This is a genomic window from Rhizobium sp. RU35A (assembly GCF_900156005.1).
Classification (GTDB): domain Bacteria; phylum Pseudomonadota; class Alphaproteobacteria; order Rhizobiales; family Rhizobiaceae; genus Neorhizobium; species Neorhizobium straminoryzae.
On sequence record NZ_FTMR01000011.1, the window covers coordinates 122,075 to 137,243 of the forward strand.

General features: G+C 63.6%; 12 protein-coding genes. 7 read left to right on the forward strand and 5 right to left on the reverse strand.

The features are described from left to right. Window positions 1-26: 26 nt before the first annotated feature. Entirely contained in the window at window positions 27-3,020 is a 2,994-nt protein-coding gene (gene polA / locus F3H95_RS21560) for a DNA polymerase I (protein WP_149747519.1), read from the reverse strand. Window positions 3,021-3,037: 17 nt separating this feature from the next. On the opposite strand from polA, the gene F3H95_RS21565 reads away from it, so the two are divergent. From F3H95_RS21565 to F3H95_RS21575, 3 genes are all read left to right on the forward strand, one after another. Further along, complete coding sequence (locus F3H95_RS21565; RefSeq protein WP_149747520.1) at window positions 3,038-3,274, forward strand: hypothetical protein; 237 nt, start codon at window positions 3,038-3,040, stop codon at window positions 3,272-3,274. A gap of 302 nt (window positions 3,275-3,576) precedes the next feature. Beyond that, window positions 3,577-4,080: a MarR family transcriptional regulator gene (locus tag F3H95_RS21570; protein ID WP_149747521.1), complete on the forward strand. Its 504-nt coding sequence runs from the start codon at window positions 3,577-3,579 to the stop codon at window positions 4,078-4,080. Window positions 4,081-4,130: 50 nt separating this feature from the next. Next, a complete protein-coding gene (locus F3H95_RS21575; RefSeq protein ID WP_149747522.1) occupies window positions 4,131-5,513 on the forward strand; it encodes a dipeptidase in 1,383 nt (460 codons plus the stop codon). Window positions 5,514-5,868: 355 nt separating this feature from the next. On the opposite strand, the gene F3H95_RS21580 is transcribed toward F3H95_RS21575, so the two are convergent. Then, window positions 5,869-6,078 carry a cold-shock protein gene (locus tag F3H95_RS21580; protein WP_143126589.1) on the reverse strand — a complete coding sequence of 70 codons (210 nt, stop codon included), beginning with the start codon at window positions 6,076-6,078 and terminating at the stop codon, window positions 5,869-5,871. Window positions 6,079-6,578: 500 nt separating this feature from the next. On the opposite strand from F3H95_RS21580, the gene F3H95_RS21585 reads away from it, so the two are divergent. After that, the gene (locus F3H95_RS21585; protein WP_149747523.1) at window positions 6,579-7,064 is read left to right on the forward strand and encodes a YbaK/EbsC family protein; all 486 of its coding nucleotides are present in this window, start codon (window positions 6,579-6,581) and stop codon (window positions 7,062-7,064) included. Here F3H95_RS21585 and F3H95_RS21590 read toward each other — a convergent pair. Both F3H95_RS21590 and F3H95_RS21595 read right to left on the reverse strand, forming a co-directional pair. After that, window positions 7,055-7,411, reverse strand: coding sequence for a hypothetical protein (locus F3H95_RS21590; protein WP_143126545.1), 357 nt, complete (start codon window positions 7,409-7,411; stop codon window positions 7,055-7,057). The two genes, F3H95_RS21585 and F3H95_RS21590, sit on opposite strands and share 10 nt — an antisense overlap. A gap of 212 nt (window positions 7,412-7,623) precedes the next feature. Next, on the reverse strand, window positions 7,624-7,836 hold the full coding sequence (locus F3H95_RS21595; protein WP_149747524.1) for a hypothetical protein: 213 nt from the start codon (window positions 7,834-7,836) through the stop codon (window positions 7,624-7,626). A 527-nt stretch (window positions 7,837-8,363) separates the two neighbouring features. On the opposite strand from F3H95_RS21595, the gene F3H95_RS21600 reads away from it, so the two are divergent. The 3 genes from F3H95_RS21600 to dnaJ all read left to right on the forward strand — a co-directional run bounded on the left by F3H95_RS21600 (window position 8,364) and on the right by dnaJ (window position 14,227). Then, window positions 8,364-10,901 (forward strand): PBP1A family penicillin-binding protein, encoded by a 2,538-nt coding sequence (locus tag F3H95_RS21600; protein ID WP_149747525.1) that lies wholly within the window; start codon window positions 8,364-8,366, stop codon window positions 10,899-10,901. Between the two features lie 197 nt (window positions 10,902-11,098). Next, entirely contained in the window at window positions 11,099-13,000 is a 1,902-nt protein-coding gene (dnaK, locus tag F3H95_RS21605; protein ID WP_143126547.1) for a molecular chaperone DnaK, read from the forward strand. Between the two features lie 84 nt (window positions 13,001-13,084). Next, window positions 13,085-14,227, forward strand: coding sequence for a molecular chaperone DnaJ (dnaJ, locus tag F3H95_RS21610; RefSeq protein ID WP_143126548.1), 1,143 nt, complete (start codon window positions 13,085-13,087; stop codon window positions 14,225-14,227). A 357-nt stretch (window positions 14,228-14,584) separates the two neighbouring features. On the opposite strand, the gene F3H95_RS21615 is transcribed toward dnaJ, so the two are convergent. Beyond that, entirely contained in the window at window positions 14,585-15,160 is a 576-nt protein-coding gene (locus F3H95_RS21615; protein WP_149747526.1) for a threonine transporter RhtB, read from the reverse strand. Window positions 15,161-15,169 lie beyond the last annotated feature (9 nt).

Genomic DNA, 15,169 nt, shown 5'->3' on the forward strand with positions numbered 1-15,169 from the left:
ACGGCCTGCATTGTCGTGCGTCAACCTCAGTGGGCTTCGTCCCAGTTATGGGCCGCACGCGCATCCACCTTCAGCGGCACCCGCATGGAGAGCGCCGGCATGGCGGCATGCTCCATGGTCGACACGATGACGGGCATCGCCGCCTCGATCGCCTCGTCCTCCACCTCGAAGATCAGTTCGTCATGCACCTGCAGCAGCATCCGCACACGCTCGGAAAGACCCGTGCGGGCGAGCGCCGGCTCGACCTGTACCATGGCCCGGCGAATGATGTCGGCCGCAGATCCCTGGATCGGGGCGTTGATCGCCGCGCGCTCGTTGAAGGCCCGCACCGAGGGGTTGGAGGACTTGATTTCGGGATAATGCGCACGCCGCCCGAAGATGGTTTCCACATAGCCGTGCTCGCGGGCAAAGGCCTTGGTGTTTTCCATGTAGTCGCGGATGCCCGGGAAGCGCTCGAAATACTTCTTGATGTAGTCGCCCGCTTCCGAGCGTTCGATGCCGAGCTGGTTGGCAAGGCCGAAGGCGGAAATGCCGTAGATGATGCCGAAATTGATCGCCTTGGCACGGCGACGCACCTCCGACGGCATGCCTTCCACGGGAACGCCGAACATTTCCGAGGCAGTCATGGCGTGAATGTCGATACCATCGGCAAACGCCTGACGCAGTTGCGGAATGTCCGCAACATGCGCCAGCACGCGCAGTTCGATCTGGCTGTAGTCGGCCGAGAGGAGCTTGTGGCCGGGGGTTGCGATGAAGGCCGTGCGGATCTTGCGGCCCTCGGCATTGCGCACCGGAATGTTCTGCAGGTTCGGCTCGGAGGAAGACAGGCGCCCCGTGCTGGTGGAAGCCAGCGAATAGCTGGTGTGCACGCGCTTCGTCTCGGGATGCACATAGGAGGGCAGCGCGTCCGTATAGGTGCTCTTCAGCTTGGTCAGCTGGCGCCAGTCGACGATCTTGCGCGGCAGCTCTATACCCTGCGCCGCCAGATCCTCCAGCACCTGGGCCGAGGTGGACCACTGCCCGGTCTTGGTCTTGGAGCCGCCGGGCAGCCCCATCTTGCCGAACAGGATATCGCCCAGCTGCTTGGGTGAACCGATGTTGAACCGCTCGCCGGCAAGCGCGTAGATCTCGTCCTCGAAGCTTGCCGCCTTCTGCGCCAGTTCGCCGGAGAGCCGCGAGAGAATCTGCCGGTCGATGGTGATGCCGCGCTCCTCCATATGGGCCAGCACCGGCACCAGCGGCCGCTCGAGACGCTCGTAGACGCGGGTCAAGCCCTCGGCCGCCAGCCGCGGCTTCAGCACAAGCCAGAGCCGAAGCGTCACGTCGGCATCTTCCGCCGCATAGGCGGTCGCCTTGTCGATATCGACCCGATCGAAGGTGACGGCGGATTTTCCGGAGCCGGCCACGTCCTTGTAGGCGATCGGCGTGTGGCCGAGCCAGCGCTCGGAAAGCGCATCCATGCCATGCGCGCCAACACCCGCTTCCAGCACGTAGGAGATCAGCATGGTGTCGTCGAAGCCGGCCATGGTGATGCCGTGCCGCTTCATGACGAGATAATCGTATTTCAGGTTCTGCGCGACCTTGAGGACGGACGGATCTTCCAGCAGATCCTTGAGGAGTGCCAGCGCCTCGGCCATCGGCACCTGCCCCTCGACGAGCTTCACGCCGTCGCTGAACAGGTCGTCGCCGCCGGCCTTGTGGCCGAGCGGCAGATAGGCGGCACGGATCGGACCTGAGGCGGGAGATGCGGCGTTGTCCTGAACGGCGAGCGAAACGCCGACAAGATCCGCCTGCATCGGATCGAGCGAGGTGGTTTCCGTGTCGAAGGCGACGAGACCCGTTTCGCGCGCGGCCGCGACCCAGCTCTTCAGCGTCGCGACATCGCGGATCGTCACATAGCCGGCACGATCGATGGGTTTACCCATGAAGGCTTCATGGCGGGCACTTGCAAGGTCTGCGGCCCTTGCGCCCTCGGCTTTCTCCGAGGCGGACGGACCGGCGTCGGCGACTGGACCGGAAGGCGCCGGATCGACAGCCTGTGCGTCGCCTGCCCCCGGATCGAGATCCGGGCCGCGGGCCTCCGCCCCCCATTCCACGGTGACGGTGGCCGGATCGATGGCGCCCGCATCGCAATCGCAGGCGTCCGCCACGCGGCGCGTCAGACTGCCGAATTCCATGGCCTTCAGGAAGGCGACCAGTTTCGGCCCGTCCTGCTTTTCCAGCACCAGCGCATCGAGGCCAAGCTCGAGCGGGACATCGGTGCGCAGCGCCACCAGCTGGCGGGAAAGACGGGCCAGATCGGCATTCGCGACGATATTTTCGCGACGCTTGACCTGCTTGATTTCGGAGGCGCGGGCAAGCAGCGTGTCGAGATCGCCGAATTCCTCGAGCAGCTGGGCGGCCGTCTTCGGACCGATGCCGGGAATACCCGGCACGTTGTCGACGGAATCGCCGACCATCGCCTGCAGGTCGATCATCTTTTCCGGCGGCACGCCCCATTTCTCGATGACGTCGGGGATGCCGATCTGCTTGTCCTTCATGCTGTCGTACATGTGGACGTTCGGCGTCACCAGCTGCATCAGATCCTTGTCGGAGGAAATGATGGTGACATCGGCGCCGATCGCCTCCGCCGCCCGCGCATAGGTGGCGATGATGTCATCGGCCTCGAAACCGTCGGTCTCGATGCAGGGCAGGTTGAAGGCCCGCGTCGCCTGGCGGATCAGCCCGAACTGCGGCACCAGCTCTTCCGGCGGCGCGGAGCGGTTGGCCTTGTAGTCCGGATAGAGTTCCTTGCGGAACGTCTTCGACGAATAGTCGAAAATCACGGCGAAATGCGTCGGCGTGACGCCCACGCTGGTATCGCGGGCATTGGTGAGCAGCTTCCACAGCATGTTGCAGAAACCGGAGACGGCGCCGACCGGCAGGCCGTCGCTCTTGCGCGTCAGCGGGGGAAGCGCGTGGAAGGCCCGGAAGATGAAGCCGGAACCGTCTACGAGGAAGAGGTGATCGCCTTTTTTCATGGGCGATGGATAGCGCGATGCAGGCCAAAGGTCCATTGCGCAGGCGCGATGCGCCCGGCAAAAAAGCAGGCTGTACCAATCAGGCAGACGGCAACACCGACCGATGCCGACCGCGCAACCCTCCGACCGGCATGGGCTGCGGATGGAAAAGCCGCTCACCGCAACGTTACCCGGCCGTCATCGGAGCTTCCCTTGAAAAGCCGCATTGTGACGGCCATTTCCCTGAAGACGGCACTGATCACGCCGCCGTCTGACTGCAGGCTTGTCCCCCGCCGCGTCAGACCGGACAAAGGCCTTACCCCCTCTCCGGGCCTTTGTCCTCTCATCCGCCGCCACGGCCGTCCCCTCCGGCCGTGGCGGTTTTTGCATGTGGCACCCGAACAAGGGCGTGGTTGCCAAGGCAAGCACCAAAGAATATCGTGCTATCTATCCTGTGGTTGCAGCGAAGCGCCTGCTCCCCTCTAGACGCAGGCCCGTGCCGGGCTCGGCCGGGCCGTCTTCAGCGGCACGGCAGCCCGCTGTCTCGGCAGAGACAGGACGAGAGGTTGTCGGCGGCATGGGCTTTGAGCGCTCGGATTCGGCACTGTATCTGGCCACGCAGCTGGCCAAGGGTCTCTCACGCGCCCTGCAGAAGCGGGCAACAGCGCTCGGCTTTTCTCCCGGACAGTTTCCCGTGCTGCTTGCCCTGTGGCAGGAAGACGGCCTCACGCAGCGGCAACTGCTGGACAGGCTGGAGGTGGAACAGGCGACACTTGCCAATACGCTGGCCCGCATGGAACGCGACGGGCTGATCCGGCGCAGCCCGCATCCGGCCGACCGGCGCGCCCAGATCGTGCGGCTGACCGAGCAGGGGCGGGCGCTGGAACCGGTGGCGACCGATGCGGCCGCTTGCGCCGACGACGAGGTCTTTTCGGGCTTCCGCCGCTTCGAGCGGGAGCTTTTGCTGGAATACATGCGCATGGCGATTGCCAATGCGCGGCGCATGGATCGGATACCGGAGCGCGAGCAAAGCCAGGTCGCCGACAAAGCGGCCGCCGGTGGTTCCCTCGCGGGGGAATAACCGCTAACCTGACGGCCTTCGCCAATATTCCCCGCAAGGCAGTCTTCGCAATGACCGATCTTTCCACCGTTCTCGCCTGGGCCGACAGCAATCTCTCCTCAAGCCTCGAGCGGCTGTTCGACCTCGTACGCATCCCTTCGATCTCGACCGATCCCGCCTACAAGGCCGAATGCCGCAGGGCGGCCGAATGGCTGGTCGCCGCGCTGACGGAACTGGGCTTTGATGCCTCGGTGCGGGATACGCCCGGCCACCCGATGGTGGTGGCACACCACGCGGCCGGCCGCGCCGATGCCCCGCACGTCCTGTTCTACGGCCATTACGATGTGCAGCCCGTCGATCCGCTCGAACTCTGGGAAAGCGATCCCTTCGATCCGAAGATCAAGGATCTCGGCAATGGCCGCAAGGTGGTGACCGGCCGCGGCACCTCCGATGACAAGGGCCAGCTCTTGACCTTCGTCGAGGCCTGCCGCGCCTACAAGGAGGTCCACGGCGCGCTGCCGGTGACGATCACCATCCTGTTCGAAGGCGAAGAGGAATCCGGTTCGCCCTCGCTGAAGCCCTTCCTGGAGGCCAACCGGGACGAACTGAAGGCCGAATATGCGCTGGTCTGCGACACCAGCATGTGGGACGGCGAAACGCCGGCGATCGCCGCCACCCTGCGCGGGCTGGTCGGCGAGGAACTGACAATCACGGCCGCCGACCGCGATCTGCATTCCGGCCTGTTCGGGGGTGCCGCCGCCAATCCGATCCACATCCTGGCCGAGATCCTGGCCGGCCTGCGCGACGAGACCGGCCGCGTGACGCTGGACGGCTTCTACGATGGCGTCGAGGAAACGCCGGAAAACATCAAGGCCAGCTGGGCAACGCTCGGCCGCGATGCCACAAGCTTCCTCGGCGAAGTCGGCCTGTCGGAACCATCAGGCGAAAAGGGCCGCTCGGTGCTGGAGCTGACCTGGGCCCGCCCGACCTGCGAAGTCAACGGCATCTGGGGCGGCTATACCGGCGAAGGCTTCAAGACGGTGATTGCCGCCAAGGCCTCCGCCAAGGTGTCCTTCCGCCTGGTTGGCACGCAGGATCCGGCGAGCATCCGCGAGAGCTTCCGCGCCTATGTGCGCTCGAAGCTGCCGGCCGATTGCCGCGTCGAGTTCCACGAACACGGCGCCTCCCCCGCCATCCAGCTGGCCTTCGATTCGCCGGTGCTGACCAAGGCGAAATCGGCACTGTCGGAGGAATGGCCGAAACCGGCCGTGGTGGTGGGCATGGGCGGCTCGATCCCGATCGTCGGCGACTTCCAGACCTATCTCGGCATGGATTCGCTGCTGGTCGGTTACGGCCTGATCGATGACCGCATCCATTCGCCGAACGAGAAGTACGATCTTACCTCGTTCCACAAGGGCATCCGTTCCTGGATCCGCATTCTGGACGCGCTCTGATTCGCAGCAGCGCAAAAGGGCCTCCCGCCTGCAGGACAGGCGGGAGGCCCCAAAAAGCAAAAAGGCCGGGAGCAACCCGACCTTTCCTTCCCGTTTCTGTCCTGCCAGTACATCCGTGGTCAGCCACGAAACGGGGTTGGCATGTCGATCGCGACGGCGTCTGCCATCGCTGATGTCTCATCGTCGCTCGCTTCGGTTAACATCCCGTAAAGATATTCACCCTTGCTGATGGACGGTGCAGCCTGCTGCTGCCGACATCGATCGTCTTGCCGCTTGATCCTGAAATGGGAATGGCGCCCCGCGATTGCAAGGGCGCCATTCAGAAATCTCGCAAAAATGCGTCAGACAGGCCTGATCAGGCTGCCTTGAGGTGATCAGCCGAAACGCGGCCCGAACGCTTGTCGGTGACCAGTTCGTAGGCGATCTTCTGGCCGTCCTTGAGGCCGGAGAGACCAGCGCGCTCAACAGCCGAGATGTGGACGAAAACGTCCTGTGCGCCGTCATCCGGCTGGATGAAGCCAAAACCCTTGGTGGCGTTGAACCACTTTACAGTACCAGTAGCCATTACGAAGTCCTTTCGCTCGCAACGTTGACTTGCCCCTCGCATGAATGCAGGGAGCGCGGAATGTCGAATTTGCAGGAAAGGTCTCGCGCGTCAGCGCGTCGTGCCGCTCGTCAAACAAATATCGATGCGCCTCAGGTAACGTCGGCGGGGGTACGGTGTCAAGACCGGCCCACGCGACATGATGGTCGCAGAGAGCACGCGGACTGCACGTCCCATCGCTGAAACGACTGGAATACAAGCTTTATAAGGATTGCCTGAAACGAAAGAAGCCTGGCGCGGGAGGAGGAGCGCCAGGCTTCAGAAACTGACCGGCAACCGGGAGGAGGAGGTGTTGCCAGTCCCATCGAACAGCGTTGGGAGGAGGAGGTTGCCGTTCGATGATTTGAGAATACCGCACCACCGATTAAAAAACAGTCAATTTATCGCACTGCAGCATTGCGAATATCGCATGGCTTTCCAGAAGGCTTGCTCCGCAGCTTTTCCCTGCTTAGGGTACGCGCATGAGCTTGCAATCCGTCAAAGACTTCTTCTCCACGCACGCCCCCGACCTATCGGTCATCGAGACCGAGCAGAGTTCCGCCACCGTCACGCTTGCTGCGCAGGCGCACGGCGTCGATCCGGACCAGATCGCCAAGACGATTTGCCTGCGGGCGGGCGATGAGGTGATCCTGCTTGTGGCATCCGGCACCAGCCGGCTGGACAATCGCAAGTTCCGGGATCGATTCGGCGCAAAGCCGCGCATGCTCGGGGCGGAAGACGTGGTCGCGCAGACAAGCCACCCGGTCGGTGGCGTGTGTCCGTTCGGCTTGCCGCAGCCGCTCGCCGTCTACCTCGACGACTCGCTGCGACGTCATGCGGAGGTTGTTCCGGCCGCTGGCGCGATCAATGCGGCCGTGCGCATTGCGCCCGACCGCATGGCAATGCTGGTCTCGGGTACCTGGGTCGATGTTTGCCAGCCACCGGTCAGCGAGCCGGTTCAGCTGTAGTAGCGGCGATACCAGGCCTGCTTCTGCTCCAGCGAAGTTGAGGCGACCAGATAGCCAATGGCAAAACCAATACCGCCCACGAGCGTCATCAGCGTCGTGGCCGTTGCCGGATGTTCGCGGATCACACCCGCAACGGAAGAGGTTTCTTCCTGAACATAGGCAGCGGCGGTGCCGGCGCGCTCCCGCACGGCAGCATAGGTTTCGCTGCCAAAATCGGAGAGACCTTCGCGAATGCTGGCGATTTCCGCACGCAGGGCGCTGAGTTCCGCCCGGATGGCGGCGCTACCCTCCTCGCTGGCGCGGCTTGCATGGACCTGCGCCTCGTTCATTGCCTGGGGATCTGTCATGAAAGTCTCCTTGCTGGAAGCCATGCCGGACGGCAAGGCGATGGGTCATCAGGAGACCGATCAACGGTGAAGCAGGCTTTGAGTTCCGTCAGAAGCGCAGGCAGGGAGCGCAGACGATGCCTGTCGTGGAAAGAAGACGGGGACTGTTCCGCCCCAACATCCCTGTTATCGTCATTTGTGAGAAGTCAGCACGCGCAGGAGACGATGCGGTGTCAGCGCGCCTGCGCGAGCGTTTCTGCAAGCGAGGCGAGTGCCTCTTTCTCGCTCATTCCCTTCTGCAGGGAGTTGACCAGAATGAGCGCCAATGCCTCGCCATCCGGGCTCGCCTTGCTGATCTGATGCTGGGCGCATGCCGCATCGAAGACCTGTTGCAGCAAGGAAAGCTGATCAGGATGGACAGGACGCCTTACAACCTGTGACTGCATCGCAACCTCCAATTCAAGCGACCCCCATGGCCGCTACCCAAGACACCGCATCCTTTCGCATGCAAACCTGCGCAACGAGGCTCCGGGACCGCCACAGAACCAGGTCTCGTTGCCCGAAAAGGAGCCACTCCTGGCCCAAACCTTCCGACTAAATTCCAGCCCGCAAAGTTGTATGACCTTACGCTAAATTTGCAACTACCATTATTTAGGGATGAGTTAGTATATACTCAATTTGACATATTTTTGGCGCGGATCAACCTCCCGGCACGGAAGGCCACCCCAGCAGATCACCCGCATTGGTAGAGGCACCTGTCTGCGACCAGCGCACCCCTTCGGGCGCCAGGCAAACTGCGCCAATGCTTAACCTCCCCTTAAATCGCCGTATTTAGAGTGCAACGAGCCTCGATAAGGGCTGACGAGCGCCTGTGAAGGCACTTCCGCGATTCATCTGTACGTCGGGACCGGCTGAAGACGCCCGGAACTCCGCGCGTGCGCCCGAGAGACAGTAGGGAACACGGCCACCGCACATGGCATTGGGCAAGAAACCCCGCAACCGCGTTGAACCTTCCTTCGGCGACGAGGCCGAGGAGGAGGACTTCCGCGTCGAGGCGGAGGAGCGGATCACCGGCCCGGCACGCCGGAGGAAGCCCAGGCTATCTGCCGCCGAAGACGATGACGAAGCGCCCCGCAAGCGCAGCCGGCGGTCCGGACGGGAACGGCCAGGCTTTTTCGGGCATGTGTTCGGCACGATCCGCCGGATGATCTACTGGTCCATCGTGTTGTGCGTCTGGGGCGTGATCGGCATTGGTGGCCTTGTTGCCTACTATGCCTCCCAGATGCCGTCTGCCAGCACCTGGTCGATCCCCGACCGTCCTCCGAACGTCAAGATCACGGCGCTTGACGGTAGCCTGCTCGCCAATCGCGGCGTGACCGGCGGCGAGGCGCTCGCGCTGGAGGAAATGTCGCCCTTTCTGCCGCAGGCGGTGATCTCCATCGAGGACCGCCGTTTCTACTCGCACTACGGCATAGACCCCTTCGGCCTCGCGCGCGCCTTCGTCAACAACCTGACGGGCCGCAGCATCCAGGGCGGCTCGACGCTGACCCAGCAGCTGGCCAAGAACCTGTTCCTGTCTCCCGACCGCACATTCGAGCGCAAGATCCAGGAGGTGCTGCTGGCGCTGTGGCTGGAGCACAAATTCACCAAGGACCAGATCCTCACCCTCTACCTCAACCGGATGTATTTCGGGTCGAACGCCTATGGGGTGGAGGCCGCCTCGCAGCGATACTTCCACAAGTCGGCGCGCGAGGTAAATCTGGCCGAAGCGGCAACACTGGCCGGTCTCCTGAAGGCGCCGACACGCCTGTCGCCTGCGCGTGATCCCAAGGCCGCCGAGGAGCGCGCCCAGGTGGTGCTCGGCACCATGCGCGAGGAAGGCTATATCACCGAGGACGAGGTGAAGACCGCCATGTCGCAGCCGCCCGCTAAGGCGCGCAGCTACTGGAGCGGTGCCGAACACTATGCCGCCGACACCGTGATGGACGAGGTGAAATCGCTGATCGGCGAGGTGAAGAGCGACATCACCGTCGAGACCACCCTCGACCTCCGGCTGGAAAAGGAAGCCGACAAGGCACTGAACGACGTGCTGAAGAAGGATGGCGCAAAGCTCAACGCCTCGCAGGTGGCGCTGGTCTCGATCGATGCGACGGGCGCCGTGCGCGCGCTTGTCGGCGGACGCGATTACGCCGAAAGCCAGTTCAACCGCGCCGTCAAGGCCAAGCGCCAGCCGGGCTCCGCCTTCAAGCCCTTCGTCTATGCCGCCGCGCTGGAGGCAGGCTACACGCCCGATACCGTGATGGTCGACGGCCCCGTGAAGATCGGCAACTGGACGCCGGAAAACTACGAGCAGAAATACAGCGGTAACGTGACCCTCACGACGGCGCTGGCCCATTCGCTGAACACGATCGCCGCACAGCTTGTCATGCAGGTCGGCCCGGATACCGTCATCCGCATGGCACACCGGCTGGGCATCGAATCGGATCTGCAGCCGAATGCCTCGATCGCGCTCGGCACCTCGGAAGTGTCGCTGCTCGAACTGACCGCCGCCTATGCGCCCTTCATGAACGGCGGCTACAAGGCAACCCCGCACACGGTCAGTCGCATTCTCGATGCCGATGGCAAGGTGCTTTACGAAGCGGATTACTCCAACCCGCCGCAGGTCCTGAGCGAGCAGGTGGTCGCCACCATGAACGGCATGTTGAGCCATGTGCTGACCGAGGGTACCGGCAAGGCGGCGAAGCTTGCCAACTGGGAAGCAGCCGGCAAGACCGGCACCACCCAGTCCTTCCGCGACGCGCTGTTCGTCGGCTACACCAGCACGCTGACGACAGGCGTCTGGTTCGGCAATGATGACGGAACCTCGATGAAGAAGGTGACCGGCGGGGGGCTGCCGGCCCGGGCCTGGAAGGACTACATGACGGCAGCGCTCAAGGGCTACAGCCCGACGCCGCTGTTCGGGGTCGGCATCCAGCCCGCCCCGGCGCAGCAGCCTTCCCCCTCCGGCAACCTGTCGATCAACGACCTGATTTCGGGCGTGCTGCCCGGCAATGCGCGCGATCTCTATCCGCCGGCACCAGCCGCGCCGGGCGCGGAGGACGCGGCGGCAGCGAATCCGCCGGTCGCGGCGCCCGCCGGCCAGATGCCCGCCGGCCAGATGCCCGCGGCGCAGGTGCCATCCGCACAGGCAGCTCCCCCGCAGCAGGTTCCACCGACCGGTCTTCCGCCAGCCGCCGTCCAGCCTTCGCGGCAGGCCTCCGGAAACCAGCAGCAGGGTCGCATGCCGCCCGCAGCGCCTGCGGCCGTGCGCCCCGGCGACATGCGCCGCGCTGCGCCCCAGCCGGAGGACGGCGGCGTGCAGGATTACCGCGAATATCGCGGCCCGTTCGACGGACCGGTACCGCCCGGCAATGTCGGCGGCGGACCGGTTCCGCCGGCCGATATCGGCGGCTATCGCGGTGGTTCCGCACCGCGTCACACCACGCTGTTCGACATCATCATGGGCCAGTGAGAAACCTGCGGAACCCCTTTGCCAAAGGCTTATTTTTGCTCGCCTGTCGGCTGCATCTCGCCTTGCAGTCGGAAAATCCGGTCCTTATATACGCCCCATGAAAGCAGTGTCATGCTGCAAACCCATCCCAGTCGAGGAGCTGTCAGTGGAATGCCTTTGAGGGGGTTCCGACGGTTCGCTTAAAGGAGAGAGAAGAAATGGCAAAAGTAATTGGCATCGACCTTGGCACCACCAATTCCTGCGTCGCCATCATGGATGGCAAGGACGCGAAGGTCATCGAAAACGCCGAAGGCGCGCGCACTACGCCCTCGATGGTGGCCTTCACGGATGATGGCGAGCGTCTCGTCGGCCAGCCGGCCAAGCGCCAGGCCGTGACCAACCCGACCAACACGCTGTTCGCCGTCAAGCGCCTGATCGGCCGCCGCTTCGACGATCCGACGGTCGAGAAGGACAAGGGCCTCGTCCCCTACGATATTTCCCGCGGCGACAATGGCGATGCCTGGGTCAAGGCAAACGGCAAGGGCTATTCCCCCTCGCAGATCTCCGCCATGATCCTGCAGAAGATGAAGGAGACGGCGGAAGCCTATCTCGGCGAAAAGGTCGAAAAGGCCGTCATCACCGTTCCCGCCTACTTCAACGACGCCCAGCGCCAGGCCACCAAGGATGCTGGCCGCATCGCGGGTCTTGAAGTTCTGCGCATCATCAACGAGCCGACGGCTGCAGCACTGGCCTATGGTCTCGACAAGAAGGACGGCAAGACCATTGCTGTTTACGACCTTGGCGGCGGCACCTTTGACATCTCGGTTCTGGAAATCGGCGACGGCGTCTTCGAAGTGAAGTCGACAAACGGCGACACCTTCCTCGGCGGCGAAGACTTCGATATGCGTCTGGTCGAATATCTCGCAGCCGAGTTCAAGAAGGACCAGGGCATCGACCTCAAGGGCGACAAGCTGGCCCTGCAGCGCCTGAAGGAAGCCGCCGAAAAGGCCAAGATCGAGCTGTCCTCCTCGCAGCAGACCGAAATCAACCTGCCCTTCATCACCGCAGATGCCTCAGGTCCGAAGCACCTGACGATGAAGCTGACGCGCGCCAAGTTCGAAAGCCTGGTCGATGATCTCGTCCAGCGCACGATCGCGCCTTGCAAGGCAGCCCTCAAGGATGCCGGCGTCACCGCCGCCGAAATCGATGAAGTGGTTCTGGTCGGCGGCATGAGCCGCATGCCGAAGGTTCAGGAAACCGTGAAGCAGCTGTTCGGCAAGGAGCCGCACAAGGGCGTCAACCCGGATGAAGTCGTGGCGCTCGGCGCTGCCATCCAGGGCGGCGTTCTGCAGGGCGACGTCAAGGACGTGCTGCTGCTCGATGTGACCCCGCTGTCGCTCGGCATCGAGACGCTCGGCGGCGTCTTCACCCGTCTGATCGACCGTAACACGACGATCCCGACCAAGAAGAGCCAGGTCTTCTCGACCGCCGACGACAACCAGCAGGCTGTCACCATCCGCGTCTCGCAGGGCGAGCGCGAAATGGCAGCGGACAACAAGCTGCTCGGCCAGTTCGACCTCGTCGGTCTTCCGCCGGCACCGCGTGGTGTTCCGCAGATCGAAGTCACCTTCGACATCGATGCGAACGGCATCGTGCAGGTCTCGGCCAAGGACAAGGGCACCGGCAAGGAACAGCAGATCCGCATCCAGGCCTCTGGCGGTCTCTCCGACGCCGACATCGAAAAGATGGTGAAGGATGCCGAGGCGCATGCCGAGGAAGACAAGAAGCGCCGCGCCGGCGTGGAAGCCAAGAACCAGGCCGAAAGCCTGATTCACTCCACGGAAAAGTCGCTGAAGGAATATGGCGACAAGGTTTCCGAGACCGACCGCAAGGCGATCGAGGATGCCATTGCCAGCCTGAAGACCGCGGTCGAAGCCTCCGAGCCTGACGCCGATGACATCCAGGCTAAGACGCAGACGCTGATGGAAGTGTCCATGAAGCTCGGCCAGGCCATCTATGAAGCACAGCAGGCGGAAGCCGGTGCTGCCGGTGGCAAGGCGGAAGACGGCGTGGTCGATGCCGACTACGAGGAAATCAAGGACGACAAGAAGTCGGCCTGACATCCGACGGGTATTCCAACTGTAATCGCGTAAGTATCCGGCTGCCCCAGTGCAGCCGGAACCCTTTCGGGAGCCGTTACCTCCATGGCAAAAGCTGACTATTACGAAACGCTGGGTGTCGGCAGATCGGCTGACGAGAAGGAGCTGAAGAGCGCCTTCCGCAAGCTCGCGATGAAATATCATCCGGACAAGAATCCGGACGATGCTGAATCCGAGAAGAAATTCAAGGAAATCAACGAGGCCTACGAGACCTTGAAGGATCCCCAGAAGCGGGCAGCCTATGACCGCTTCGGCCATGCGGCCTTCGAACAGGGTGGCATGGGTGGTGGCGGCTTCGGCGGCGGTCAGGGTGGCTTCGGCGGCGCCGGTGGCTTCTCCGACATCTTCGAAGACATCTTTGGCGAGATGATGGGTGGCGGCCGTGCGCGCCGCTCCTCCGGCGGGCGGGAACGCGGCGCCGATCTTCGCTACAACATGGAAATTTCGCTTGAGGAAGCCTTTTCCGGCAAGACCGCGCAGATCCGCGTGCCGACGGCGGTGACCTGCGATGTCTGCTCCGGTTCAGGCGCCAAGCCCGGCACGCAGCCGAAGACCTGCGGCACCTGCCAGGGCTCCGGCCGGGTTCGCGCCAGCCAGGGCTTCTTCTCGGTGGAGCGCACCTGTCCGACCTGCCACGGGCGCGGCCAGATCATTCCCGACCCCTGCACCAAATGCCACGGCCAGGGCCGCGTGACGGAAGAGCGCTCGCTCTCGGTCAACATTCCCTCGGGCATCGAGGACGGCACGCGCATCCGCCTGCAGGGCGAAGGCGAGGCCGGTACCCGCGGTGGCCCCTCGGGCGATCTCTACATCTTCCTGTCGGTGAAGCCGCACCCGTTCTTCCAGCGCGACGGCGCGGATCTCTACTGCACCGTGCCGATCTCGATGACGACGGCAGCACTCGGCGGGACCTTCGACGTGGCAACGCTCGACGGCACCAAGTCGCGCGTGACGGTTCCGGAAGGCACCCAACCGGGCAAGCAGTTCCGCCTCAAGGGCAAGGGCATGCCAGTGCTGCGCTCCGCGCAGACGGGGGATCTCTATATCCAGATCCAGATCGAAACCCCGCAGAAGCTGACCAAGCGCCAGCGCGAACTGCTGCAGGAATTCGAGGAGATCTCGTCCAAGGAGAACAACCCGGAATCCACCGGCTTCTTCGCCCGCATGAAAGAGTTTTTTGAGGGGTGAGCTACGACGGCGCAGCCGGCAAAACGTGCCAGTGGCACGTTTTGAGCAGCGAACGCCCTGAGCCAAAGCGAAGGGCCGGGGCGCAAGCCAGCTACGACGGCGCAGCCGACAAAATGTGCCAGTGGCACGTTTTGAGCAGCGAACGCCCTGAGCCAAAGCGAAGGGCCGGGGTGCAAGCCAGTTGCGACGGCGCAGCCGGCAAAACTTCGCCGTGGCACGTTTTGAGCAGCGAACGCCCTGAGCCAAAGCGAAGGGCCGGGGCGCAAACCGGCTGCGGTAATTGCATAACGCCCCCCATCCAAATCACATCAACGCCGGCCCTCGGGCCGGCGTTTGTGTATCCACCCTTGCCCATCGTCAGGCGACCGCCCTCAGCCCTGCGCCGGCGAGCAGCGTGGCGAACAGCAGCAGACCGATGGCGGCGATGCGGTGAATGAGGGTGTGGGTGCGCGCCGATCCGCCCTCCCGCCGCAGCAGGCTGCCGCCGAGGATCCAGGCGCTGGCGGCGCTAAGCACCAGCAGCGCAAACATGAGAAGCCAGGGCAACAGGGCAGCAAGCGCGCCGCGCGGCATGATCACGAGGCCGATGATCAGTGCCTTCGGATTGAGGCAGGTGGTAACGAAGACGCTCCGCCAGTCGATCCGGCGCGCGCCTGCGGCCTGTGGCTGAATGGTCCAGAGCTTGATCGCCAGAAAAAAGACCCAGACGCCGGCCGCAAGCTTCGCCCACAAAGCAAGCACAGGCCATTGTTCGAACAGCGGCGCGGCAAGCGTCGCAACGGGGATGATGATCAGCAAATAGCCGGCCAGCTCCGCCGAGATCAGCGGCGCGGCCCTCTTCCAGCCGTGCTGATAGCCGGCGAGCGCCATCAGCGTGTTGGTGGGGCCGGGTGTCGCCAGAAGCAACAGTATGGACAGACAGAAACTCAGCACGCCCCACCC